We start from the raw sequence: 24,081 nt of genomic DNA, 5'->3' as shown, positions 1-24,081 counted from the left end.
TACGGTAGTGGATAGGGGGGCGATTTTGGGGGGCGGTGCCGGCGGGTCAGGCCAGCGCGAGCAGGTCGTAGCCGGCGTCGCTGCGGTCGTGCGGGCTGGCGCCGGTGAGGAGGAAGCTGTCCCAGCCCAGGCGCGGCGCGGCCGCGCCCAGGCCGATGCCGCGCACGTCCTCGGCACGCAGCACGAGGCGCACCTCGTACTCCAGCGTCACGCCGGTGAGCAGCGCCAGCAGCTCCTTCAGCGCGATGGCGGCCGGCCCGCCGGGCAGGAAGCGGTTGAAGCGCTCGCGCGGCAGCGGGCCGAAGGTCAGGCGCAGCCGCAGGTCGCGCTGCCAGACGCGCTCGCCGACGACCGCGTCGCGGCCGAGTTGCATGTTGTCCAGGCCCAGGTGCGAGCGGTTGGCCTCGGGCAGGGTGAACCAGCGGCCGATGAAGCTGTCCACCCGCACCGGCGTGCTGAAGTAGTGCTGCAGCAGCCGCTGCAGCGCCGAGACCGACACCGGCCGGTGCTGCAGCGTGGCGGCGTAGAACGCCACCGTGTCGTCGGCGATGCCGCCCTCGCGCGCGCGCAGGCGGTCGCGCAGGCCGGCGTGGCCCAGGCCGGCCACCGCCAGCATCAGCGGCAGCGCGCGGTTGCGCCGGTCGGTCTCGAACTGCACCGCCAGCCGGTGCTTGCGCCAGGCCTGGTAGAACAGCGCCGTCGCGCGGTGCAGGAAGATGTCGTAGAACGCGCGCGGCGCCTCGCGCTCGGGCCCGCGCCACCGGGCCTCGCGCTCGGCCACCAGCTCGGTGTAGTGGGTGGGCAGCGCGCCGCCGGCGCCCAGCAGGTTGAAGAAGGCGGGGGTGAGCTCCACCCGCGCCACCGACCGGGGGGCGAGCGGGGCATCGGGGCTGGCCGGGGCGGGCGCGCCGGCGCCGTCCGCGTCGTCGGGCGCCTTGGGCTCGATCTTCAGCGCGGCGATCTCGCTGGGCGGGAAGGCCAGCGACAGCGGGTTGCGGAACGCCAGCCGCCGGGCCAGCACGTCGGCGTCGCCGGGCGGCAGCCCGTTCTGCAGCCAGCGCTCGAGCAGGCGCACGGCCTGGAAGAAGCCGAAGCGGTGGGGGTTGTCGAGCAGCCGCTCGATGGCGCTGGGCGTCTTCACAGCAGCGGTGCGGCGCCGCTGCGGCGCGGGCAGACGATCAGGGCCTCCTGCGTGCGGGCCGACAGCACCGTCAGCTGCACGAAGCTGTTGGCATGCACGTACAGGCCGTAGAAGTGGTCCAGCACCTGGGCGAACAGGCGCAGGCCGATGCCGGCGAAATGCTGCTCGTCCACCGACAGCCGCACCTCCAGGCCGCGCACGAAGGCCGGGAAGGGCTCGCCCGGCAGGTAGGCCGAGGCGGGCCGGTAGTCGATGCCGGTCACGGCGTCCAGGATGCGGCGGTTGATCGGGCTGCGCGGCAGGTCGTACAGGCGCAGCAGCTCCTTCAGCGCGTCTTGGCCGCCGCCGCTGAGCGACAGGTGGTTGACCGACAGGTGCGAGACCAGCCGCCACAGCGCGCCGCGTCCGCGCTCGAAGCGGTGGCTGGGGGTGGGGCGGCGCAGCAGGCGGATCTCGCGCGCCAGGCTGCCGCCTTGCAGGAACAGGTCGCCGCCGGCCGTGCCCACCTGCAGCATGTTGGGCAGGTCGCGGTTGGTGGCCATCACCTCCAGCGACAGCGTGTCGGTCTGCGGTGCGGCGGGGTCGAAATCGATGTCGATGATCGACAGCTCGGTCTCGTAGCCGGGGCTGGTCTCGGCCATCGTGTCGTCGCGGTGCGCGTGCCAGTAGTGGCCGCTGCCGGCTTCGCCCTCGGCCAGCAGTTCGTCGTGCTGCAGCGAGTAGAACGGCTTGAACTCGTGGATCTGCTCGCCGTGTGGCGTCTGGCGCACGCGGTAGACCTTCTCGATCGAGTAGACCTCGAAGCCGAAGGCGCGCCGCGCATCGGGCAGCACCGGGTAGGACGACGCGGTGTGGGTGATGCGGATCGGGTCGGCGCGCTGCGGGAACAGGTTGACCACCGGCGTGCAACTGGTCAGCAGGTTGCGCTCGGACATCGTCTCCAGCAGGCGCGCCTCGTCGGAATCGGCGCGCACGCCGCTCATCGCGAAATGCAGCGTCACGCTGCGCGCCTCGCTGTCGAGCACGCTGCGCGGCAAGGGCAGGTCGACGAAGTTGAATTTTTCCGGGAAGGCGAAGTACTCGGTCAGCAGCCGGTAGGCCGGGTGCGAGCGGGCGTCGAAGTCGATCAGCGCCTCGTCCTCGGCGAAGCCGACCTCGCGCGGCAGCGCCTCGGCCGGGGCGGCGGCCCAGGGGCCGTGCGGCGCCGTCTGCACCAGCACGCCGCAGACGCGGCCGAACAGTGCCTCGCGCAGCGCGGCGACCTGCGAGGCCTCGCCGTCGATGTACAGCCGCACGGCCGGCGTGCCCAGCGAGGCCCAGGTGGCCTGCGGCGAGGTCAGCTCCAGCCGCACCGACAGCAGCGTCGTCGCGGTGCGCGGCACCGGCGTGCCGTCGGGCGCCTGCAGCGTGCCGCGGAACGACGCGGCCGCCACGCGCAGCGGCTGCAGGGCCACCGCATAGGCGGTGCGGAACTTGCACGCCACGCCGCGCACCGGGCGGCTGCCCAGCACGGTGCCGCGCGGCACCTGGGCGCCCTGGCTGAGCTGCGCCGCGCTGCCGCCCAAGTCGAAGCGCGCGATCGAGCACGACGGGAACGGCCGCAGGTAGTGCGGGTACAGGACGTCGAGAAAAGTCTCGGTGAACAGCGGAAAGTCGTCGTCCAGCCGCTTGTGCACCCGCGCGGCCAGCAGCGCGAAGGATTCGATCAGGCGCTCGACGTGGGGGTCCTCGCCCACGTCGCCCGACAGCATCAGCCGGCCGGCGATCTTGGGGTAGCGCAGGGCGAAGTCGCCCGCATGCCGGCGCAGAAAGGCGAGCTCGCGCTCGTAGTGGGGCAGCAGTTCGTCCATCGGCGCGGGGGGGGCTGGGGCGGTCAGGCGGCCGTGCCGGCGCCGAAGCGCGCCTGCATGACCGAGAAGCGCGACACCGACGGCTGCAGTACGGCGTCGAAGCTCACGGCCTCCTTCGTCGGGTGCACGACCAGCAGCGCGCGGATGGTGAAGCTGAGGGAGTTGGTGGACTGGCCGGCCTGCTCGTCGTGGAAGCGCACCTGCACCTGCGTCAGGCGTGGCTCGTGCGTCTCGATGGCAGTGGCCAGGCTGCGCCCGACGTAGCGCTGCTCTTCCGAATTGCTGAGCACGCGGCCGACGAAGTCGCGCACGCCGAAGGTCAGCACCGAATCGCGCGCATGGGGCATGCCCGGCATGCGCTCGAAGTCCATCGGCGCGCGGGTGTTCAGCAGGGTCTCGATGTCGCGTGCCACCGCGTCGCGCAGCTGCGCCACGGACTGCGTCATCACCAGGCCGATGGGCGCGTCTTCGGCCAGCAGGCGGTCAAGCACGCTGCGGCGGATGCGCAGGTTCGAAGCCACCGTCTTCCTCCCACAATGAAACGCGGGGCGCCAACCGCCCCGCGTGGTCATGATCAGCTGGCGAAAGCGATCAGTTGGGTGCTTCGAACACCGGCTTGTTGGTCGCCAGGCTCCACATCGCCGGCGAACCCTTCTGGATCTTGCCGTCCATCGTCTGTTGGACGTATTCCCACTGCACGGCGGCGTACTTCAGGCTGAAGGTCTCGGTGGGCAGGCCTTCACCCACCACTTCGGGCGTGACCGAGGCCACGATCACCTTCTTCAGCTTGATGGTCAGGTACTGCACCCGGCCCTGCGTGCCGTTGGCGCGCATGAAGTGGATTTCCACATCGTCGTACAGCGTACCGGCCGAGCAGGCTTCCCACAGCTGGGGGCTGATCAGGTCCAGGTCCTTGGTGAAGACCATTTCGCCGTGCTCGCAGCGCTCGGCGGTGTGGCCGCCGGCATTGGAGGCCGTGGCCGACTTCGGCTGGCGGATCAGGTGGGTCCAGCTGGAAACCTCGAACCAGGGCTTCTTGTGCTCCTGGTCGCGCGATTCGCCCTCGATCTTCTTGCCATTCAGCGGGTTGCCGAACTTGATGTAGATATCTTTCATCTTTACTTACCCTTGGATATACACGGCCACACGAAAAAGTCACTTCTTGCCCGCAGGCATTTCAGCGACGAGACGCAGCGAGACGGACAGTTCGTCCAGCTGGAAGTGCGGTCGCACGAATGCCACCGCACGGTACACGCCGGGTCGCCCCGGCACTTCTTCGACCTCGACCTCCGCCTGGCGCAGCGGGCGCTGGGCGCGCATTTCCTGCGAGGCGTCGTCGGCATCGACCACGTACTGCATCAGCCAGTTGTGCAGGTGGCGCTCGACGTCGAGGGTGGTGGCGAAGCTGCCGATCTTGTCGCGCATCATCGCCTTCATGTAGTGGGCGATGCGGCACACGGCGAACATGTACTGCAGCTGCGCCGACAGCGCCGCATTGGCGTTGGCCGCATCGGTGTCGTACTTCTTGGGCTTTTGCGCAGACTGCGCGCCGAAGAAGGCGGCGTAGTCGGTGTTCTTGCAATGCACCAGCGGAATGAAGCCCAGGTCGGACAGTTCTTTCTCGCGGCGGTCGGTGATGGCGATCTCGGTCGGGCACTTCAGCGCCACTTCACCATCGTCGGTCTTGAAGGTGTGGGTGGGCAGGTCCTCGACCAAGCCACCACCTTCCACCCCGCGGATGGCGGCGCACCAGCCGTGGTTCTCGAACGCCGCGGTCAACCGCGCGCCGAAGGCGTAGGCGGTGTTCACCCACAGGTAGCGGCGGTGGTCGGCACCGTCCACCTCTTCCACGAAGTTGAAGCCCTCGGTGGTGGTGCCGTCCTTGGGGTTGTAGGGCAGGCGGCCCAGGAAGCGCGGCAGCGTCAGGCCCACGTAGCGCGAATCCTCGGCTTCGCGGAAGGACTTCCACTTGGCGTAGTCGACCGTATCGAACACCTTGGCCAGGTCGCGCGGACGGCCCAGTTCGGTGTAGGTCTCCAGGCCGAACAATTCGGGCGAGGCGGCCGAGATGAAGGGGGCGTGCGCCGCCGCCGCGACATGCGACATCTGCTCGAGGAAATACATGTCCTCGGCCTGGCGGGTGAACTCGAAGTCGCCGATCAGCACGCCGAAGGGCGCGCCGCCGAAGGTGCCGAATTCGTCCTCGTACACCTTCTTGAACAGCGAGCTCTGGTCGAAATCGATCGCGGTCTGGAAGTCGCGGACCAGTTCCTTCTTGGTGCAGTTGAAGATCTGGATCTTCTGCATCGTGCCGGTCGAGGTGTGCTTGCACAGGTAGTGCAGGCCGCGCCAGCTCGACTCCAGCTTCTGGAAGTCGGGGTGGTGCATCACCTCGGACAGCTGCTCGGAGATCAGGCGGTCGATCTCGGCGACGCGTGCATCGAGCGTGGCCGCCAGGTTGTCGGAGACGACGACGGTGCCCTGCATCACCTCGCGCACCAGCTCGGCGATGATGTCGCGCGCACGGCTGTGCTCGCTGTCGGAGCGGGCGACCTTGCTCTGGCTGACGATCTGGTCGAGCAGGCTGGCGTCGGCGGCAGCGGCCTGCGGGGCGGCTTGTGTAGCGGCGGTCTGGGTCATGGTCTCACTCGTCCGATTTCTGGGCTTCGTCGCCGAGCTGCTTCAGCTTCTCGGTGTTGCCGAGCACTTCGCCCAGGATGTCTTCCAGCTTGTCGTTGCCGGCCAGCTTGTTGCGCAGGTCGGAGAGCTTGGTGCGCGCCTCCACCAGCTTGCGCAGCGGTTCCACCTGCTGCGCCACGGCTTCGGGCCGGAAGTCGTCGAAGCGCTTGAAGTTCAGGTTGACCGCGAATTCGCCGCCGTCGGGATCGAGCTTGTTCTTCACCCGGTATGCGGCCTTGGGCGCCATGCCTTCCATCACGTCGTCGAAGTTGTCGAGGTCGATGTTGACGAACTTGCGTTCCTTCAGCTTGGGCAGCGGGTGGTCGGGGTCCGCCTTGCCGGTGAAGTCGCCCACCACGCCGGTGACGAAGGGGATTTCCTTCTGCTCGGTCGCGTCGCCGACCTGCACGTCATAGCTGAGCTGCACCCGGGGGGGGCGGATTTTCTCGAGCCGCTTCTGGACGCTGTCTTTCTTGGCCATGGTTTTCCCTTGGTTCGTTGGGTTGATCGAGGAGGAGGCGGCGGCGGCCGCCGCGGCTCACTTCAGCGTGTCGAACGGATTCGCCGGCTTTGCCGCTGGAGCCGGTGCGGCGGTGGGCTGGGCCGCTGCCGCGGGCTTGGGCCTGGGCGCAGCGGCCGGCCGCGGACGCGCGGGCGCGTTGGGCCGGCGCGCCGTCGGCGCGGCATCGGCTGCCGGCGCGGCCGGCACCAGCACCGTTTCGCCCAGTGATTCGCGCAGCGACTTGACGATGTCCTCGGCCTGGCGGCGGGTGTCCCCGCTCAGGTCCTGGCGCTTGCGCATCGAGGCCAGGGCGCTGGCCGACACGCGCAGTCCGCTGACGGCGAGCAGGCTGTTGGCCACCTTGTCGTCGGCGTCGCGCTGCAGCGCTTCCTGGGCGGCGAGGATGGCATTGCCGTAGTCGGCTGCATCGAAATAGCCCTGGGCCAGCTTGAGCCACGGCTCCTTGCTGGTGGGATAGGCCTGGGCCGCCTTGCGGTAGGTGTCGCGTTCGCCGCTGCGGTCACCTTCCTGGCCGGACCGTGCCGCATCGGACATGAACTGCTCCAGCGGCGCGACGCTGGAAACCAGGGGCACCGGCGTCGCGGCGGGCTTGGGTGTGGTGCTGCAGGCTGCAAGCCACAGGGTGGTGCTTGTCAAGGCGCAGACGAGCAAAAGGCGGTGTGAGGCGGCAGGCATTGCAGTACGTGAACGCTCGCGATGGTGCGAAAGGCAAAACCAGCCGATCATACCAAGTTGGATGTGTACTCTTGTGTACAATTCCCGCATCGGCATCCTTCTCGCATCGATTCCTTCGCATTCCGTGCAGACCCCCGACTCTGGGGAAACGGATGTCGGCAAACGCTCCAGCATGCGCGAATGCCCTGGGGCGACCGGGTACGATTGCGGGCTTTTCCGCGGCTGCCATGCCGCTCCTCGTTCGAAATTTCATGATGGATCGTTCGCGCATGCGCCTTCGCTGCGCCATCGCAGTGCTTGCCGCGTGCGCCGGCCTGGCGGGCTGCTCCGGCACCCTCATGGCCGGGGCGATCGGCGCGACGATGGAACTGGCGGGCCTGAAGAAGCCCGACCTGCCCGCCGCCGACGTGACGGCCGCCATGGCGGCGGTGCCGAAGCCCAAAAAGGTCTCGCTGCGCATCCATGCCGGCAGCCAGCTCAACACCGACCCGCAGGGCCGCTCGCTGTCGCTGGTGGTCAGGCTCTACAAGCTGAAGAGCGCCAACGCCTTCCTGGCCGCGCCCTACAAGGCCTTCGGCTCGACCGAGGGCGAGCGCGCGGCGTTCGGCAACGACTTGGTGGACGTGCGCGAGCTGGTGCTGTCGCCGGGCCAGAAGCACGAGGTGGTGGAGACCCTGCCGCTGGAGGCCACCCACCTGGCCGTGGCGGCGCTGTTCCGTGCGCCGGCCGAGGGCCGCTGGCGCTTCGCCTTCGAGGCCAAGGATGCGGAGAAGACCGGCATCACGGTCGGTCTCCACGGCTGCGCGATGAGCGTGGCCGCGGGCACGCCCGAGGGCGCGCAGCCCGAGATGCTGCGCCTGGCGGGGGTGAGCTGCCTGTCGCCGTCCGACCCGCGTTGAATCCAAGATATAGAGAGCGACCGTGATTCCATCTTCCAAGGTTTTGTGGGGCGAGGGCCTGTTCCTGCGCCCGCAGCATTTCCAGCGCCAGGACGCCTACCACGAATGGCGCCTGGCCGAGGCCATGCGCGCGCTGCACCCGTACGCCTGGGGCGTGCGCCGGCTGGCGGTGGACGCCAGCGGCCTGGCCGGCGGCGTGCTGCGGCTGGACGAGCTGTCGCTGGTGTTCCCCGACGGCGAGCAGTTCAGCGCCCCGGCCGAGGATGCGCTGCCACCGCCGGTCAACCTGGCGGCGCTGCCGGCGCAGGCGGTGGAAGTGGTCTTCCACGCGGCGATCGCGCCGATGCGCCAGCAGGCCGGCAACGTGGCGCTGGACGACGCGGCCGATGCCGGCGCCGTGCACTATCGCCGCCAGTCCGCGGAGATGGTGGACCTGTTCACCCAGGCCGCGCAGGCCGAGGTGTCGCTGCTGCAGCGCAGCGTGCGCCTGCTGGCCGACCACGAGCCGCGCGACCACCTGGTCAGCGTGCCGGTGTGCCGCGTGCGCCGCAATGCGGCCGGCGCGTTCGACCTCGACCCGCGGTTCGTCGCCCCCAGCCTGTCGGTGCAGGCGGCGCCGGCGCTGGCGGCCATGCTGCGCCGGTTGCTGGACATGCTGCAGGCCAAGGTGGCGGCGCTGTACGGCTTCCACCGCGAGCCGTCCAAGCACGTGATCGAGTTCCGCTCGGGCGACACCGCCTCGTTCTGGCTGCTGCACGTGGCCAGCACCGCCTGCGCGGCACTGCTGCACCTGCGGCAGCACCCGGGCTTCCACCCGGAGCGGCTGTACGAACGCATGATGGAGCTGGCCGGCGCGTTGATGACCTTCTCCAAGACGCACACGCTGTCCGACCTGCCCGCTTACGACCACGAGCGTCCCGAGGTGCCGTTCGCGCGGCTGGAAGCCATCGTCCGCGAACTGCTGGAGACCGTGATCTCCACCCGCTACTTCGCCATCGCGCTCGCGGAGACCAAGCCGTCGTTCCACATCGGCCGGCTCGACAGCGAGCAGATCACGCCGGCCACGTCGTTCGTCCTCGGCGTCAGCGCGGCGATGCCGGCGGCCGAGCTGGTGGACGCGGTGCCGCTGCGCTTCAAGGTCGGCGCGCCCGACGACGTGGACAAGCTGGTGCTGTCGGCCATGGGCGGCGTGCGGCTGGTGCACGTGCCGCAGACGCCGGCGGCGATCCCCGTGCGCCCGGGCGCCTACTACTTCGCCTTCGAAGGCCGCGGCCCGCTGTACGAACGCATGCTGCAGGCGCAGGCGGTGACCATCTACACGCCGGCGGGCATGCCGGATCTCCAGCTCGAGCTGTTCGCGCTGAACCAGTAATCCGCTCCGACCACGAATCCCTCGCCCATGACCGCTCCCTCGCTGCTGGCTTCCGCCCGGCCCGGCCCTTCGACGCGCATGGCGGCGCGGCCCGACGCCAAGACGCTGCTGGACCTGATGTACGACGGCTTCTACATGCTGTTCCTGCTGCGCAATGGCTACAACGCGCTGGATGCCGACGGCTTTCGCGCGCGGCTGGGCGAGTTCCTGGGCGCGGTGGAGCGCGGCTCGCGCAAGCTGGACATCCCGGCCGAGGACCTGTACCTGGCCAAGTACGCCTTCTGCGCCCTGGTGGACGAGCGCGTGCTGATGTCGCAGTCGGCCATCCGCGGCAACTGGGAACGCAAGCCGCTGCAGCTGGAGATGTTCGGCGAGCAGCTGGCGGGCGAGCACTTCTTCGACAAGCTGGAGCAGGTGCGCCAGCAGGGCGCGGCCAAGCTGCAGGTGCTGGAGGTGTTCCACATGTGCCTGCTGATGGGCTTCCAGGGCAAGTACCTGATCGAAGGCACCGAGAAGCTGGGCTACCTGACGGCGCGGCTGGGCGACGAGATCGCGCAGCTCAAGGGCCGGCGCACCGAGTTCGCGCCGCACGCGCTGCCGCCGGACCGGGCCAGCCACCGGCTCAGGAACGAGGTGCCGCTGTGGGTGGTGGGCGCCTTGTTCCTGCTGGCCGGGCTGCTGGCCTTCCTGGGCCTGCGCGCCTTCCTGGACCGCCAGACCGGGAGCGACCTGGCCGGCTACCACCACGTCATCACGCTGCCGGCGCAGGCCGCGCACGTGACCATCACCTTGCCATGACATCGGCCGGCGCCGGCAGCAGGCCGGCCGCCCGCCGGGAGGGACCATGACATGCCACCAAGCACGGCCGTCGGATCGACGATGCCCACGCTGACCTCCGGCCCGCTGGCCGATCTGTCATCGCGGCTGGACTTCGCCCGGCTGCTGGACCAGCACGACCGGATGCTGCTGCTGGACACGGCGCTGCCGCGGCTGGCGCTGGTGGCCGAGCGGCTGGTGCTGCGCGAGGCGGTGAGCCAGCCCTACGAGCTGGTGGTGGACGCACTGTCGCCGAGCCGTCATTTCGAGCTGAAGGCACTGGTGGGCGAGCAGATGTCGGTGCGGCGGCTGCAGCCGGACGGCAGCTACGCACCGTGGCACGGCTACGTGGCCGAGGCGGCGCAGCTGGGCGCGGACGGCGGGCTGGCGCGCTACCGGCTGGTGATGCGGCCGTGGCTGTGGCTGCTGGGGCTGCGGCGCGACAGCTTCGTCTACCAGGACAAGACGGCGCTGGAGATCGTGGAGGAGGTATTCGCCGACTACCCGCAGGCGCAGTACGCGCTGCAGGTGAGCGAGCCGCTGCGCCGGCGCAGCCTGTGCGTGCAGTACCGCGAGAGCGACCTGGCGTTCGTGCAGCGGCTGCTGGCCGAGGAAGGGCTGAGCTACCACTTCCGCCACCTGGAAGGCGAGCAGGCGCGCCAGGCCGACGAAGCGGGGCAGGCGCGGCACCGGCTGGTGATCACCGACCGGCAGGCCGAGCGGGACGACCTGGGCGAGCTGCGCTTCGCCGTGCAGCACGCCAGCGCCAACCTGCGCGGCCAGCGCGACGCGGTGACCGCGTTCATGGCCCAGCGCAGCGTGGTGGCCAGCGCCGTGACGCTGGCCAGCTGGGACTACAAGGCCCTGTCGGGCACGGCGGGCCAGGCGGCCAGCGCGCTGGCGCTGGGCGAGATCCCGGCGCTGGAGGTCTACGACGGAACAGGCGCCTACCGCTACGCCGACGCCGAGCATGCCGAGCGCGCCGCGGCACTGGCACTGGCGGCGCTGGAGCTGCAGGCCAAGCGCTTCGAAGGCCAGGGCAGTGCCCGGCACCTGAGGGCCGGCGCCGAGTTCACGCTGGTGGACCACCCGCTGTACGGGCCGAACACCAGCGCGCCGGACTACGCGGGCGCACGGACCGCCTCACGCCAGCGCCCGGACAACGCCTTCGTGGTGCTGGCGGTGGAGCACCACGCCAGCAACAACCTGGGCGGACAGCTGGGCGGCGGCATCGCGAGGCTGGACGAGGGGCCGACGACGCTGGAGGCCGGCACGTACAAATGCCACTTCCACTGCGCGCCGGCGGCCGCGGCGCTGGTGCCGGCGCGGGTGCGCAAGCCCACGGCGCCGGGGCTGCAGACCGCGCTGGTGGTGGGCGTGGCCAACGAGCCCGTCACCACCGAGCGCGACCTGCGGGTGAAGGTGCAGTTCGCATGGCAGCGCGGCCAGGCGCCGCTGGCCGGCGGCCTGGCCCACGCCAGCACGACCGACGCACAAGGCAACGCCCCGGGCGACGAACGCAGCGGCACCTGGGTGCGGGTGGCAGTGCCCAGCGCCGGCGCCAACTGGGGCAGCGCCTTCGTGCCGAGGGTGGGCACGGAAGTGGCGGTGCAGTTCATCGAAGGCGACATCGACCGCCCGGCGATCGTGGGCCAGCTGTACAACGGCGCGGACCCCCCGCCGTTCGCGGCCGGCGCAGACGCCGGCGTGAACCACCCCGGAGTGATCAGCGGCCTGCACAGCCACGCGCTGGACGGTGCCGGCTACAACCAATGGGTGCTGGACGACGCCACGGGCCAACTGCGCATGCGGCTGGCCAGCAGCCACGCCGGCGCGCAGCTGAACCTGGGCCACCTGATCCAGCAGCCGGCCAACTCGGCGCAGCGCGGCGCGTGGCGCGGAGCGGGCTTCGAAGCCAACACGCAAGGCTGGGCCAGCGTGCGCGCAGGCCACGGCCTGCTGGTCTCGACCACGGCGCGCGCGGGCAGCTACGGCAGCGCGCAGTCCACGCAGATGGACGCGGCCGAAGCCGTGGCGCAGCTGAAGGCCGCGCGCGAGCTGGGCCAGCGGCTGGGCGAGGTCGCCACACAAGGCGGGGCGCAGCCGCTGAGCAGCCACGACCCAGGCCAGGCCACCGAACAATTCATCCAGGCCATCGACCCGAAGGCCGACGGCAAGCACGCCGGAATGGTCAACGGCCAGCTGGCCCAGCAGGCCGGCGCCGACGGCCGCACGCTGCAGGAAGGCGAGGCCGGGGCGGTGGCCGCCTTCGCCCGGCCCCAGGTGCTGCTGGAGACGCCCAGCACCGCAGCCCTGGCCAGCGAGGCAGGCATCACGGCCTTCGCCGGACAGGACACCAGCCTCGTCGCCCAGGGCGACCTGCACCAGGCCGCCGGCCACACCTACGCGCAGGTCTCGGGCCGCACCAGCAGCCTGTACACCCACCAGGGCGGGGTGAAGGCCTACGCGGCCAACGGGCCAGTCTCCTTGCGCGCGCACACCGACGCGCTGCAGATCTGGGCCGACCAGGAGGTGACCGTCATCAGCGTCAACGACGAGATCCGCATCAGCGCGCGCAGCACGATCGAGCTCACCGGCGGGCAGAGCGCGATGGTGCTGGAGGGGGGCAACATCACCTTCACCTGTCCGGGCACGTTTGCGGTCAAGGGCGCGACTCATGCCTTCCTGGATGGGGGGAGCAACGCGGCTGAGTTTCCCAATCTGCCCGGCCCCGAAAAGCTCAAGCATTGGCTCGAACTCAATTACCGCGACGTTGCTGCACTGCCGATGGTCGGCGCACCTTACACGGTACGTTTCGCCGACGGTACTGTGTTGAAGGGCGCGCTGGACGCTAAGGGCCATGCCCGTATCGATGGCGTGCCATACGAGACCTATACGGTGGAGTATGGAGAGTCACAGTTGCCGGCCGAGCCGAGATTCAAACGTGATCCCAATCCGTTCTTTGGCGCCGGGATACCCGCTTCTCAGGCCGAGGCGCAGGCGAGGCTGCAAGCATTCCTGGAGCAGGAAGAGGCCTATCTTCAGGATAATTTCTTCCCGGACGAGATCGCTGCCATGCAAGGCCCTGGCACGCAGGCTGATACCGAGGCCTATACGGCAGACTATTTGATGGCCAGTGAAACATCCATTCTTGCGGAACAGACTGATTACTGGCAGGATCATCCTGAAGGCAAGGAGACCTCGTCGTGAGTGCACAGACTGCTGCCTTGCGCGGGGCGGCCAAGCAGGCTGACGATGGCATCGGCGATTGGCTCATGGGCATGGTGTCGGGACAAGGCAGTTCCCCGTCACAAGTCATCATCTCCGGGATATTGAGCGTCGTACCAGGCCTGGGGCAGGCCATGGATTTGCGTGACATCGTGTTCGGCGTCATCGTCATTTCCAAAAGCCCCGCCAGTCCGATGGCTTGGCTGGACATCAGCATAACGCTGATCGGCTGCATCCCGGTCATGGGTGACGCGCTCAAAACATCGTTCCGCCTCTTGAAAAGCGGTCAGTCGTTGCCTCGGATACTGGATGCTGCCTCGCCGGCACTGCGTGGCAACCTGGACCAATGGTTCAGGCAGATCAACTGGGGGAGCATCGCCAGCAGCGTCAAGTCGAGTTTCGACGACGTGATCAAGGCCTTCATCAATGGATTGGACAGTTGGCTGGTCAAAACTGTGGCCGGGCGCAAGGAGGTTGATTTCCTCATCGCGCAGTTGAAGGACATGCGCCGCAGGGCGCCCAAGATGCTCGACGAGGCCATCGCCGAGCTTCAGGCTCTCTGGAAGAAGGCGCTGGGTGACGGTGTGCCCAAGAGCACGGCCAACGTGGGCGGACCACGGCCGGGGGCAGCATTGCCGGCGCCGGCATCCACGAGGACGGCGTCCCAGTCAGGCGTGGCACAGCCTCAGCGCAAAGCAGATGCCACCAAGCGGGATAAGAGCCACACCGCAGAGAATACGCCCGACAAGGCGGCCACCGATGAGCGCCGCGCCAGCAGGAGCAAGGGCCGCCAGAACATGGCGGTGCTGGCCGAGCACCTGACGGACTACTGGTGCGCGCGTACCCGGAGGAACCTGAAGAAGGCCAACAATGGCGGGCGACTGTGGGAAGAGTGGGACCGCGAAGGGCGCCGGGGTATCGATCACGTCTGGGTCCAGGCTGGCAATCCTGCGCGCCCGGGTGTGGTGGCGGATACCAAGTCCAGCCTGTTTGGCGCGTTCAAGTTCCTGGCGGCTTTGCCGCCCGACATTCGGGCCCAGCTCAACGCACTTGGTGATGCGGAAGCAGCAAACCCGATTCCAAACACCGACCCTGCTAAGCCGAACATCTTCCATAGCGAAGGGCGTGATTCGGTCAGCCCGGGAAGAGTTCGCGTGGATGGCAGTGGCGAAAATGTGGAAGAACTGAAGAAGGGGCTTGGCAAGCCGAATCCTGAAACGGGGTTGAAGACGCAGATGAGTCATGCTTGGATCGTGGGAACCTTGGCCAGGGAATCGCTCACGATTTCGGGGCGGGAGCTATTGAATAAGGCAAATCGTTGGTTCTGGGTAGATCGGATGCGTAACCCGCTCGCACCTCCGCCATACTCTCGGTGGATCGTGATGGTGACAGGAAGGCAAAAGCACCGCCATGAGAAGAGTCAAGGTCATAGGCATGAAATTCAGCAACCAATCATCATTTTGCCCGATGGTGTGCTAGCGGAATAGAAATATGCATGGATTTAGTGCGGCGAAACTGGATAAGGAATTCCTCTCTGATCGGAGGGATGTATCGGTTTCCTATGACGTTTATCGCGATCAGATCGACCTATTCGTGGAGGCGTTTGATGTTCACGATGAATTACCTATCGAGCAACGTATTGTGGTGGGTGAGCTTGGAAGATCACTTGCCGGGCTTTCGGGCGCACTTGGCGCCCAATCGTCGAATACAATTTCATATCTTCACCTTCAATATTCCGCGGGTGCGTCACCTAGTGAAATGCGTGACTGGTATCCAAGTGCTTTGGCATTCTGGGAAGAATACGCGCACTACCATGAAGCTTTTCACCAAACCCCTGAGTCAAGTTATGTCATTGCCCACATGACGCTTGGTGACTCTGGCTATTGGGATGCGATACGCATGACCAGCTTCGCAATCTTGCTTGGGCATGTCGATACTCTGGTTCGTCTGTGTGCCATCTGGGACTATGGCGACCAACCTCGGGACGGCCTTCTCGAACGTTTGATCGCCCCTTTCGTCCCGGGCCGAGCACCGCCCCCCGACACTTGCACCCGCCACCTGCCGTACTTCAAGCTTCTCAAGGTATTCGACGCCTCGCCGGAGAAGCGCCCGGCACTCATGTCGAAGTACATGGACGAGTGGTACACCGCCAGCCGCCGAGAGCCCTACTACGGATCACAGAAGAAGGGCCGCGAGCACAGCTATTTGGGTTTGTGGAGCTTTGAAGCTGCTGCAGTGACCTATGTGCTGCAGATCGACGACAGCAGTTATCGCGACAAGGATTTCTATCCGCGTGATCTGGTGGATTACGCGCGAAGCCTGCCGCTGCCGCCGGAGTTGGGCGGTGCGCCAACGCAGCCGCCGCTGTCTGACATGGCTTTTCTGCGTTGTCAGGCAGGGCAGGCGTGTCCGCGCGAAGGTTGGTGGTCTACGCCTGCCAAGGCGGACAGTCGGCGTCATTTCCTGGCGGGAGAAACGATGCCGTCGGTGGGCGGTGACTATGGCGTCACCATTTGGCAGTGGGACGAGCGGCAGTCGGACTGACCTGGCGCTGATCAAGCAAGGCCATCGACGCGCCGATGACGTCGCTGAGAAGCGGCCCGTTGGGCGAACTGACGACGAAGCTGGACTTCGCCCGGCTGCTGGACCAGCACGACCGGATGCTGCTGCTGGACACGGCGCTGCCGCGGCTGGCGCTGGTGGCCGAGCGGCTGGTGCTGCGCGAGGCGGTGAGCCAGCCCTACGAGCTGGTGGTGGACGCACTGTCGCCGAGCCGTCATTTCGAGCTGAAGGCACTGGTGGGCGAGCAGATGTCGGTGCGGCGGCTGCAGCCGGACGGCAGCTACGCACCGTGGCACGGCTACGTGGCCGAGGCGGCGCAGCTGGGCGCGGACGGCGGGCTGGCGCGCTACCGGCTGGTGATGCGGCCGTGGCTGTGGCTGCTGGGGCTGCGGCGCGACAGCTTCGTCTACCAGGACAAGACGGCGCTGGAGATCGTGGAGGAGGTATTCGCCGACTACCCGCAGGCGCAGTACGCGCTGCAGGTGAGCGAGCCGCTGCGCCGGCGCAGCCTGTGCGTGCAGTACCGCGAGAGCGACCTGGCGTTCGTGCAGCGGCTGCTGGCCGAGGAAGGGCTGAGCTACCACTTCCGCCACCTGGAAGGCGAGCAGGCGCGCCAGGCCGACGAAGCGGGGCAGGCGCGGCACCGGCTGGTGATCACCGACCGGCAGGCCGAGCGGGACGACCTGGGCGAGCTGCGCTTCGCCGTGCAGCACGCCAGCGCCAACCTGCGCGGCCAGCGCGACGCGGTGACCGCGTTCATGGCCCAGCGCAGCGTGGTGGCCAGCGCCGTGACGCTGGCCAGCTGGGACTACAAGGCCCTGTCGGGCACGGCGGGCCAGGCGGCCAGCGCGCTGGCGCTGGGCGAGATCCCGGCGCTGGAGGTCTACGACGGAACAGGCGCCTACCGCTACGCCGACGCCGAGCATGCCGAGCGCGCCGCGGCACTGGCACTGGCGGCGCTGGAGCTGCAGGCCAAGCGCTTCGAAGGCCAGGGCAGTGCCCGGCACCTGAGGGCCGGCGCCGAGTTCACGCTGGTGGACCACCCGCTGTACGGGCCGAACACCAGCGCGCCGGACTACGCGGGCGCACGGACCGCCTCACGCCAGCGCCCGGACAACGCCTTCGTGGTGCTGGCGGTGGAGCACCACGCCAGCAACAACCTGGGCGGACAGCTGGGCGGCGGCATCGCGAGGCTGGACGAGGGGCCGACGACGCTGGAGGCCGGCACGTACAAATGCCACTTCCACTGCGCGCCGGCGGCCGCGGCGCTGGTGCCGGCGCGGGTGCGCAAGCCCACGGCGCCGGGGCTGCAGACCGCGCTGGTGGTGGGCGTGGCCAACGAGCCCGTCACCACCGAGCGCGACCTGCGGGTGAAGGTGCAGTTCGCATGGCAGCGCGGCCAGGCGCCGCTGGCCGGCGGCCTGGCCCACGCCAGCACGACCGACGCACAAGGCAACGCCCCGGGCGACGAACGCAGCGGCACCTGGGTGCGGGTGGCAGTGCCCAGCGCCGGCGCCAACTGGGGCAGCGCCTTCGTGCCGAGGGTGGGCACGGAAGTGGCGGTGCAGTTCATCGAAGGCGACATCGACCGCCCGGCGATCGTGGGCCAGCTGTACAACGGCGCGGACCCCCCGCCGTTCGCGGCCGGCGCAGACGCCGGCGTGAACCACCCCGGAGTGATCAGCGGCCTGCACAGCCACGCGCTGGACGGTGCCGGCTACAACCAATGGGTGCTGGACGACGCCACGGGCCAACTGCGCATGCGGCTGGCCAGCAGCCACGCCGGCGCGCAGCTGAACCTGGGCCACCTGATCCAGCAGCCGGCCAACTCGGCGCAGCGCGGCGCGTGGCGCGGAGCGGGCTTCGAAGCCAACACGCAAGGCTGGGCCAGCGTGCGCGCAGGCCACGGCCTGCTGGTCTCGACCACGGCGCGCGCGGGCAGCTACGGCAGCGCGCAGTCCACGCAGATGGACGCGGCCGAAGCCGTGGCGCAGCTGAAGGCCGCGCGCGAGCTGGGCCAGCGGCTGGGTGAGGTGGCGGCCCAGGGCGGGGCGCAGCCCTTGACCAGCCACGACGCCAACCAGGCCACCGAGAAGTTCATCCACGCCATCGACCCGAAGGCCGAGGGCAAGCACGCCGGCGCGGTCAACGGCCAGCCGGCCCAGCAGGCCGGGGCCGACGGCCGCACACTACAGGAAGGCGAGGCCGGTGCGGTGGCCGCCTTCGCCTGGCCGCAGGTGCTGCTGGAGACCCCCAGCACGGCAGCGCTGGCCAGCGAGGCAGGCATCACGGCCTTCGCCGGACAGGACACCAGCCTCGTCGCCCAGGGCGACCTGCACCAGGCCGCCGGCCACACCTACGCGCAGGTCTCGGGCCGCACCAGCAGCCTGTACACCCACCAGGGCGGGGTGAAGGCCTACGCGGCCAACGGGCCGGTGAGCCTGCGCGCGCACACCGACGCGCTGCAGATCTGGGCCGACCAGGACGTGACCGTCATCAGCGTCAACGACGAGATCCGCATCAGCGCGCGCAGCACGATCGAGGTCATCGGCGGGCAGAGCGCGATGGTGCTGGAGGGGGGCAACATCACCTTCAGCTGCCCGGGCACGTTTGCGGTCAAGAGTGCCACCCATGCGTTCCTGGACGGCGGGAGCAGGGCGGCTGAGTTGCCAGTGTTGCCCACCGGCTTGCAGCAGAGCACCAACTGGATTGCCATCAACCACCGCGATCCCGAAGGTGAGCCGATGGCGGGCCAGCGATACAAGATCTTCTTTGAAGGTGGTGCCGTCATTTCCGGGGCGCTGGATGCTGCGGGGCATGCTCGTCATGAGAATGTGCCGGACAAAGCGATGCGCGTGGAATACGAACCGCGCAAACCCGAGAAAGACAAGCCCTGGGATCCGCTGGCCAAGCTGCTGAGCGAAGTGCAGGCGCATCTGTCTTGAGGGAGGCGAGATGGATGAGCTGAAGAACGCGCTCGCCTGGTTCAGGGCTGCGCCTGGAAATATTTACAAGTCAGGTACGGAGAACCTGCAGGTGATCGCGCAGTGGATCTGGGAGGTGATCCAGGGCGACTTCAACGACGAGCAGACGACGGCGCAGGCGGTGACCGGTACCGTGATTTCCATGATCCCGCTCGTCGATCAGATTTGCGACGTGCGCGACGTGGTAGCCAACTGCCGCAAGATCAACGACGACAGCACCAACAAGTGGGCATGGGTGGCACTGGTGCTGACGCTCATCGGTCTGTTCCCCACACTGGGTAGCCTGGCCAAGGGATGCTTGAAGATTATGTTTGCATATGGACGCAAGGGCGTGTCTCAGGCTGGCTCGCATGCCCTGAACAGCGGCATGTGGCAAGCAACCCGCCCCTTCGTGGAGGCAGGCATTGTCAAGCTCAATGAGTTTCTGGCCCGGCCAACCGTGCGCCGCACGATCTCTGCACTCAAGTGGGACAACGTCTATCTTGAGTTGTCCAAGAAAGTACGCGCATTGTCCTCCTCGCTCAACGTATCTGAGCTTTTGCGTGTGATGGACGAGGTCATTGCTATCTTGCGCAAACTCATCGACCTAATTCAGCGCTACGGCAATGCCGCCATGTCCACCCGCGCCGGCCAGTTGCTGCAAATGGTTATCGACGTTCGTAACAAGTCCAATCAAGGTTTACGCCAGGCGCTCGCCCCTGTGCAGGATTGGCTCAACCGCCTGGCCCAGCGCCTTGAAGTCGAGCATCGTCTGGGTTATCGGGTCAGCACCAATGCCGTAAATCCGCACAATTTCAGCAGGCCTTCGCTTGATACTGAAATTCAAAATATGGCCAAGAGGAAACCTGAATGGGTGGATGCGGTAAAAAAAGGAAAATACCCCCAAATTGAAGATATGCCGGATATTCCTCCTGGTCACTCCGATATCGGTGTTGCCGCACCAAGGCCACTCAAGTCGGCATTTAGTACATTTCATGACATCCGCCCAGACACGCTCCCTCCGGGAACGAAAATCTATCGCGTTCTTGACCCCGGTTCCAATGACAACAGCATCTGCTGGATGACCGCGCAAGAATTCAAAGAACTGCGCAGCAAAGCCGACTGGCGTCGCCAATTTGCAGTCTGGGGCAACTGGAACAGCAATGGTGAATTCGTCACCTACACCGTGCCAGCCGGCCCTGGGCTGCCCGTCTGGCGGGGAAAAACCGCTTCTCAGCAACTGAGAGACAGCACGGGTCGAACTGTTCAGGCAGACAAGAACGGAAACAGTTTCTGGCTTGAAGGAGGGGGCGAGCAATTGGTCATCGACCCCAAGCATCTCGACCGGAAGAACATCGGTCCCCGTGAATTCACCGGCTGGGGCTACGACGAGTTTGGCAAAGAAGCGGGCTTGATCGGCGTACCCATCCTGCAACACAACTGGAGAGATTGAGGCCGTCATGCCCACCCCTCTGATTCCGCAGGAAATCTACCTGCTCGAACGCTATACCTCGCTGGGCTACTTCGGTGAGATGCGCGATGCCTGGGAAATGATGGTCAAAGCCGGCGACGACGCGCTCGACGCCTTTATGCACCAACTGCCGGCCGATTACCGTAGCCTTCCTCTGCACCAGCAGCCTGATATCGTCTGGGGCGAACGCGTTCTCCCGAACCTGCGCTGGACGCTTGCTGGGTTGAATAACGGCTTCATTCAGCTATCACATGGTGAATGGGATGCACTGCAATTATCCGGGAACGTCAAGACGGCCCAGGCGGGCATGTGGCGTGACTACGATATTGATTGGATGCCCGAGCCGTTCAAGACCATATTTGATGAGCAGGAACGTATTGCGGGAATTTATGCCAGCAACATAAGTTTTTCAGTACTGAGCGGCTGGCTGGTGGGCTCACTCTCCCAGCGTTATAAAGAGTTGACTCGTGGCCCACTTGACGCCCCTACAACATGGCCGATTTATAAAATTAATCCCAACGTTCGGGTTCGTACCGGCGATTTGGTGCCACGAAACGGAATTTATTTGCCAGACGTTGACGACAGTTGCCCGCAGGCCCTGGTTCAAGGCTACGAGGCCACAGAAGCCAATATTGGGCGCGATCCCGTCACCACGCAGCGCCAGGGAGAAGCACCGGCTACCTGGACGTTGGTTGAACGCATCGCCGACGAAGGCGGCGGCGTCCCAGGGCAAGAAATGGGTAGCGCCTCGGCAATGGCGGGCCTGCGCTGCGAAGGTGGTCAACCCTGTCCCCAGGCTGGCTGGTGGCTCACGCCTGCCAAGGTGGGTAGCCGGCGATTTTTCAACGCGGGTGAGTTGATGCCGGTCATCCAGGGCAGCGATTACGGCGCCACCTTCTGGCAATGGGATGTGGATCAGAGCGCATCGAAGATTTGAACTACGATGAATCTGGCGAGTAAGCAACCTGATTGACGAGTCCATCCGGCAGAACGGTTGGAGAGACTGAGAGCCGACCCCACTGGAGGCGAACACCTACAAATGCCAGGTGGGCATTGCCAACGAACCCGTCACCACCGAGCGCGACCTGCGGGTGAAGGTGCAGTTCGCATGGCAGCGCGGCCAGGCGCCGCTGGCCGGGGGCCTGGCCCACGCCAGCACGACCGACGCACAAGGCAACGCCCCGGGCGACGAACGCAGCGGCACCTGGGTGCGGGTGGCAGTGCCCAGCGCCGGGGCCAACTGGGGCAGCGCCTTCGTGCCGAGGGTGGGCACGGAGGTGGCGGTGCAGTTCATCGAAGGCGACATCGACCGCCCGGCGATCGTGGGCCAGCTGTACAACGGCGCCGACCCCCCGCCGTTCGCGGCCGGCGCAGACGCCGGCGTGAACCACCCCGGAGTGATCAGCGGCCTGCACAGCCACGCGCTGGACGGTGCCGGCTACAACCAATGGGTGCTGGACGACGCCACGGGCCAACTGCGCATGCGGCTGGCCAGCAGCCACGCCGGCGCGCAGCTGAACCTGGGCCACCTGATCCAGCAGCCGGCCAACTCGGCGCAGCGCGGCGCGTGGCGCGGAGCGGGCTTCGAAGCCAACACGCAGGGCTGGGCCAGCGTGCGCGCGGCCAACGGCCTGCTGGTCTCGACCACGGCGCGCGCGGGCAGCTACGGCAGCGCGCAATCGACACAGATGGACGCGGCCGAAGCCACGGCGCAACTGAAGGCCGCGCGCGAACTGGGCCAACGGCTGGGCGAGGTCGCCACACAAGGCGGGGCGCTGCCGCTGAGCAGCCACGACCCAGGCCAGGCCACCGAACAATTCATCCAGGCCATCGACCCGAAGGCCGAGGGCAAGCACGCCGGAATGGTCAACGGCCAGCCGGCCCAGCAGGCCGGCGCCGACGGCCGCACGCTGCAAGAAGGCGAAGCCGGAGCAGTAGAAGCCTTCGCCCGGCCGCAGGTGCTGCTGGAGACCCCCAGCACGGCAGCCCTGGCCAGCGAAGCGGGCATCACGGCCTTCGCCGGACAGGACACCAGCCTCGTCGCCCAGGGCGACCTGCACCAGGCCGCCGGCCACACCTACGCGCAGGTCTCGGGCCGCACCAGCAGCCTGTACACCCACCAGGGCGGGGTGAAGGCCTACGCCGCCAACGGACCGGTGAGCCTGCGCGCGCACACCGACGCGCTGCAGATCTGGGCCGACCAGGACGTGAGCGTCATCAGCGTCGACGACGAGATCCGCATCAGCGCCAGCAGCACGATCGAGGTCCCCGGTGGGCAGAGCGCGATGGTGCGAACAAGGCACTATCCTTCAGCCATTGATGCCAAGTGGCCCAAACTTGAAGATCCGCGAGATCGGATGATCTGGCTTGGCTAGGCTACCGAAAAGTTTCATCGATTGATGCAACAGCAAAATGCATACATGGAAGGCGCGATCCAGAAGATGGCTGCCTGGGTTGTATTGAGCGATTGATAATCGTCCATTCGATATGGTCAATATCGCCGCGTTGGTCATCGCTGCTGCGTTGCTTGCAATCTCGGCCTGCAGTGAGAAAAATCCTGCCACCAATCAGCCGGCCATAGAAGCCAGGGGCCCTGCATTGTCAGCGCCAGTATCGATCCATCTCGGTGAGATGGGGCCGATTTTTGCAAAACGTTATCCAGGCATGGTGCGCGTTCAGCATCAGCCTGCGGGGTTGGATTTTTACGAGATCATCTGGAATTCGAAGAATTTTGGTGAGGTCCGAATCAATCACGCGAAACACTCATTTATCATCGAGCATGTTCTTGCGTTGCTTTCCTCCCAGGATTTAGGGGAATTCAAAGGGGAGGGGTTGGATGGTTTTTCAATCGAAGCTGGTATCAGTTCGTCTGAATTGATATCTCACGATGAAGCTCGATTGGTGATTCATAAGATATTGGGGCGCATACTTGATGCGGGATGGCGCCCCACAACCCCACGTAGCCGTCCGAGACTCAGCGGTCAAGACAGAATCGACTATATGCTGAACAATTCATCGTCTATCGGGCTTGACGCGACACATCTTCCAACTTTCGAGGAATGGATGAAAATAGAGAATCGTACGTCGTGGGGATTTTATGCGGATGGGGTCTTCATGGATGTCACGTTTACGCGTGCGCCCACTCTGACAGATCCGACTAAGCCTGGAGCTTATATTTTGACCTACGACCTGGAGACTGCAAATGAATATTTTCGAGGTTTTTCCGGTCCAGATAACAGGAGTCGCTGGAAAGAAGTGTTGGCGCAAGAACTCGCCAAAGTGGCGGCTATCCGTGCACAGAGGGAGGCTGAATTGCGTATCAAGGGCATCAGGATCGACGATAGCTATCAGGATCCGCCGGCTCCGGAATTTGATTAGAGCGGAGTGATCTCAATGCTTTGTAAGTGACCTTGCATTCGTGTAGCGTCCGCTGGCCAAGGAAGGGCAGACCTGCCACTTCCGCCACCTGGAAAGCGGGGAAGCGGGCCAGGCGTGGCACAGGCTGGTGATCGCCGACCGTCGGGCCGAGCGCGACGACCTGGGGGGGGCTTTGCCATGCTCCGGCAAGCAGGCCTCTATATGTTTTTAATCCCGAGGTTCAGGTCGAGGTGGGCGAAAAGGTGCCGTGCAATGGTGTCTATCTGCCGTCCGTTGAAAACGGTTGCGCTCAATATTTGATTGAGGGATAAAAGGCTCGGCCGATCCGCGTGCCCAATCGCTTCACCTCTTCTGTCGATTCTGGCGAAACCCGAGTGGCGACGAATTGGACCCTGGTCGAGCGTGTCGCCGATTCCGGTGGTGGGCATCCCGGCGACGCGGCCCCTGATCGAGCGGGTATCCGCCTGCGCTGCGAAGCGGGGCAGCCCTGTCCGCGGGCCGGTGGGTGGTCCGCGCCCGCGCAC

Annotated in this window: 18 protein-coding genes; 11 read left to right on the top strand and 7 right to left on the bottom strand. The window is 66.6% G+C overall.

Annotated features, from left to right (window positions below; genetic code table 11):
- Positions 1–46 precede the first annotated feature (46 nt).
- The 7 genes from tssG to QM782_RS23025 all read right to left on the bottom strand — a co-directional run bounded on the left by tssG (position 47) and on the right by QM782_RS23025 (position 6,919).
- Complete coding sequence (gene tssG / locus QM782_RS23055; RefSeq protein ID WP_415205710.1) at positions 47–1,174, bottom strand: type VI secretion system baseplate subunit TssG; 1,128 nt, start codon at positions 1,172–1,174, stop codon at positions 47–49.
- Positions 1,138–2,991: a type VI secretion system baseplate subunit TssF gene (gene tssF, locus QM782_RS23050; protein WP_415205200.1), complete on the bottom strand. Its 1,854-nt coding sequence runs from the start codon at positions 2,989–2,991 to the stop codon at positions 1,138–1,140. The genes tssG and tssF overlap by 37 nt, the downstream gene beginning before the upstream one ends.
- 23 nt (positions 2,992–3,014) lie before the next feature.
- A complete protein-coding gene (gene tssE, locus QM782_RS23045) occupies positions 3,015–3,512 on the bottom strand; it encodes a type VI secretion system baseplate subunit TssE (RefSeq protein ID WP_415205199.1) in 498 nt (165 codons plus the stop codon).
- 70 nt (positions 3,513–3,582) lie between these two features.
- Complete coding sequence (locus QM782_RS23040; RefSeq protein ID WP_415205198.1) at positions 3,583–4,107, bottom strand: Hcp family type VI secretion system effector; 525 nt, start codon at positions 4,105–4,107, stop codon at positions 3,583–3,585.
- 39 nt (positions 4,108–4,146) lie between these two features.
- Entirely contained in the window at positions 4,147–5,631 is a 1,485-nt protein-coding gene (tssC, locus tag QM782_RS23035) for a type VI secretion system contractile sheath large subunit (RefSeq protein WP_415205197.1), read from the bottom strand.
- Positions 5,632–5,635: 4 nt separating this feature from the next.
- Positions 5,636–6,151 carry a type VI secretion system contractile sheath small subunit gene (tssB, locus tag QM782_RS23030; protein ID WP_415205196.1) on the bottom strand — a complete coding sequence of 172 codons (516 nt, stop codon included), beginning with the start codon at positions 6,149–6,151 and terminating at the stop codon, positions 5,636–5,638.
- Between the two features lie 57 nt (positions 6,152–6,208).
- Positions 6,209–6,919, bottom strand: a complete 711-nt coding sequence (locus QM782_RS23025) for a hypothetical protein (protein WP_415205195.1) — start codon at positions 6,917–6,919, stop codon at positions 6,209–6,211.
- A gap of 218 nt (positions 6,920–7,137) precedes the next feature.
- Between QM782_RS23025 and tssJ the strand changes: the two genes are divergently transcribed.
- The 11 genes from tssJ to QM782_RS22970 all read left to right on the top strand — a co-directional run bounded on the left by tssJ (position 7,138) and on the right by QM782_RS22970 (position 23,557).
- Positions 7,138–7,767 carry a type VI secretion system lipoprotein TssJ gene (gene tssJ, locus QM782_RS23020; RefSeq protein WP_415205194.1) on the top strand — a complete coding sequence of 210 codons (630 nt, stop codon included), beginning with the start codon at positions 7,138–7,140 and terminating at the stop codon, positions 7,765–7,767.
- A gap of 22 nt (positions 7,768–7,789) precedes the next feature.
- Complete coding sequence (gene tssK / locus QM782_RS23015) at positions 7,790–9,139, top strand: type VI secretion system baseplate subunit TssK (protein WP_415205193.1); 1,350 nt, start codon at positions 7,790–7,792, stop codon at positions 9,137–9,139.
- A 27-nt stretch (positions 9,140–9,166) separates the two neighbouring features.
- Positions 9,167–9,937: a type IVB secretion system protein IcmH/DotU gene (gene icmH / locus QM782_RS23010; RefSeq protein ID WP_415205192.1), complete on the top strand. Its 771-nt coding sequence runs from the start codon at positions 9,167–9,169 to the stop codon at positions 9,935–9,937.
- A 51-nt stretch (positions 9,938–9,988) separates the two neighbouring features.
- On the top strand, positions 9,989–13,165 hold the full coding sequence (locus QM782_RS23005; RefSeq protein ID WP_415205191.1) for a type VI secretion system Vgr family protein: 3,177 nt from the start codon (positions 9,989–9,991) through the stop codon (positions 13,163–13,165).
- Positions 13,162–14,670 carry a hypothetical protein gene (locus QM782_RS23000; protein WP_415205190.1) on the top strand — a complete coding sequence of 503 codons (1,509 nt, stop codon included), beginning with the start codon at positions 13,162–13,164 and terminating at the stop codon, positions 14,668–14,670. The genes QM782_RS23005 and QM782_RS23000 overlap by 4 nt, the downstream gene beginning before the upstream one ends.
- Positions 14,671–14,674: 4 nt before the next feature.
- Complete coding sequence (locus tag QM782_RS22995; protein ID WP_415205189.1) at positions 14,675–15,727, top strand: PoNe immunity protein domain-containing protein; 1,053 nt, start codon at positions 14,675–14,677, stop codon at positions 15,725–15,727.
- Positions 15,728–15,762: 35 nt separating this feature from the next.
- On the top strand, positions 15,763–18,690 hold the full coding sequence (locus tag QM782_RS22990) for a type VI secretion system Vgr family protein (RefSeq protein ID WP_415205188.1): 2,928 nt from the start codon (positions 15,763–15,765) through the stop codon (positions 18,688–18,690).
- Between the two features lie 10 nt (positions 18,691–18,700).
- Positions 18,701–20,161 carry a hypothetical protein gene (locus QM782_RS22985; protein WP_415205187.1) on the top strand — a complete coding sequence of 487 codons (1,461 nt, stop codon included), beginning with the start codon at positions 18,701–18,703 and terminating at the stop codon, positions 20,159–20,161.
- A gap of 7 nt (positions 20,162–20,168) precedes the next feature.
- Complete coding sequence (locus QM782_RS22980) at positions 20,169–21,116, top strand: hypothetical protein (RefSeq protein WP_415205186.1); 948 nt, start codon at positions 20,169–20,171, stop codon at positions 21,114–21,116.
- Positions 21,117–21,225: 109 nt separating this feature from the next.
- Positions 21,226–22,554, top strand: a complete 1,329-nt coding sequence (locus QM782_RS22975) for a type VI secretion system Vgr family protein (RefSeq protein ID WP_415205185.1) — start codon at positions 21,226–21,228, stop codon at positions 22,552–22,554.
- Between the two features lie 112 nt (positions 22,555–22,666).
- Complete coding sequence (locus tag QM782_RS22970; protein ID WP_415205184.1) at positions 22,667–23,557, top strand: hypothetical protein; 891 nt, start codon at positions 22,667–22,669, stop codon at positions 23,555–23,557.
- Positions 23,558–24,081 lie beyond the last annotated feature (524 nt).

The organism is Pseudorhodoferax sp. (assembly GCF_047601025.1).
Classification (GTDB): domain Bacteria; phylum Pseudomonadota; class Gammaproteobacteria; order Burkholderiales; family Burkholderiaceae_C; genus Pseudorhodoferax.
This window is presented reverse-complemented; position numbering and strand designations above follow the sequence as displayed.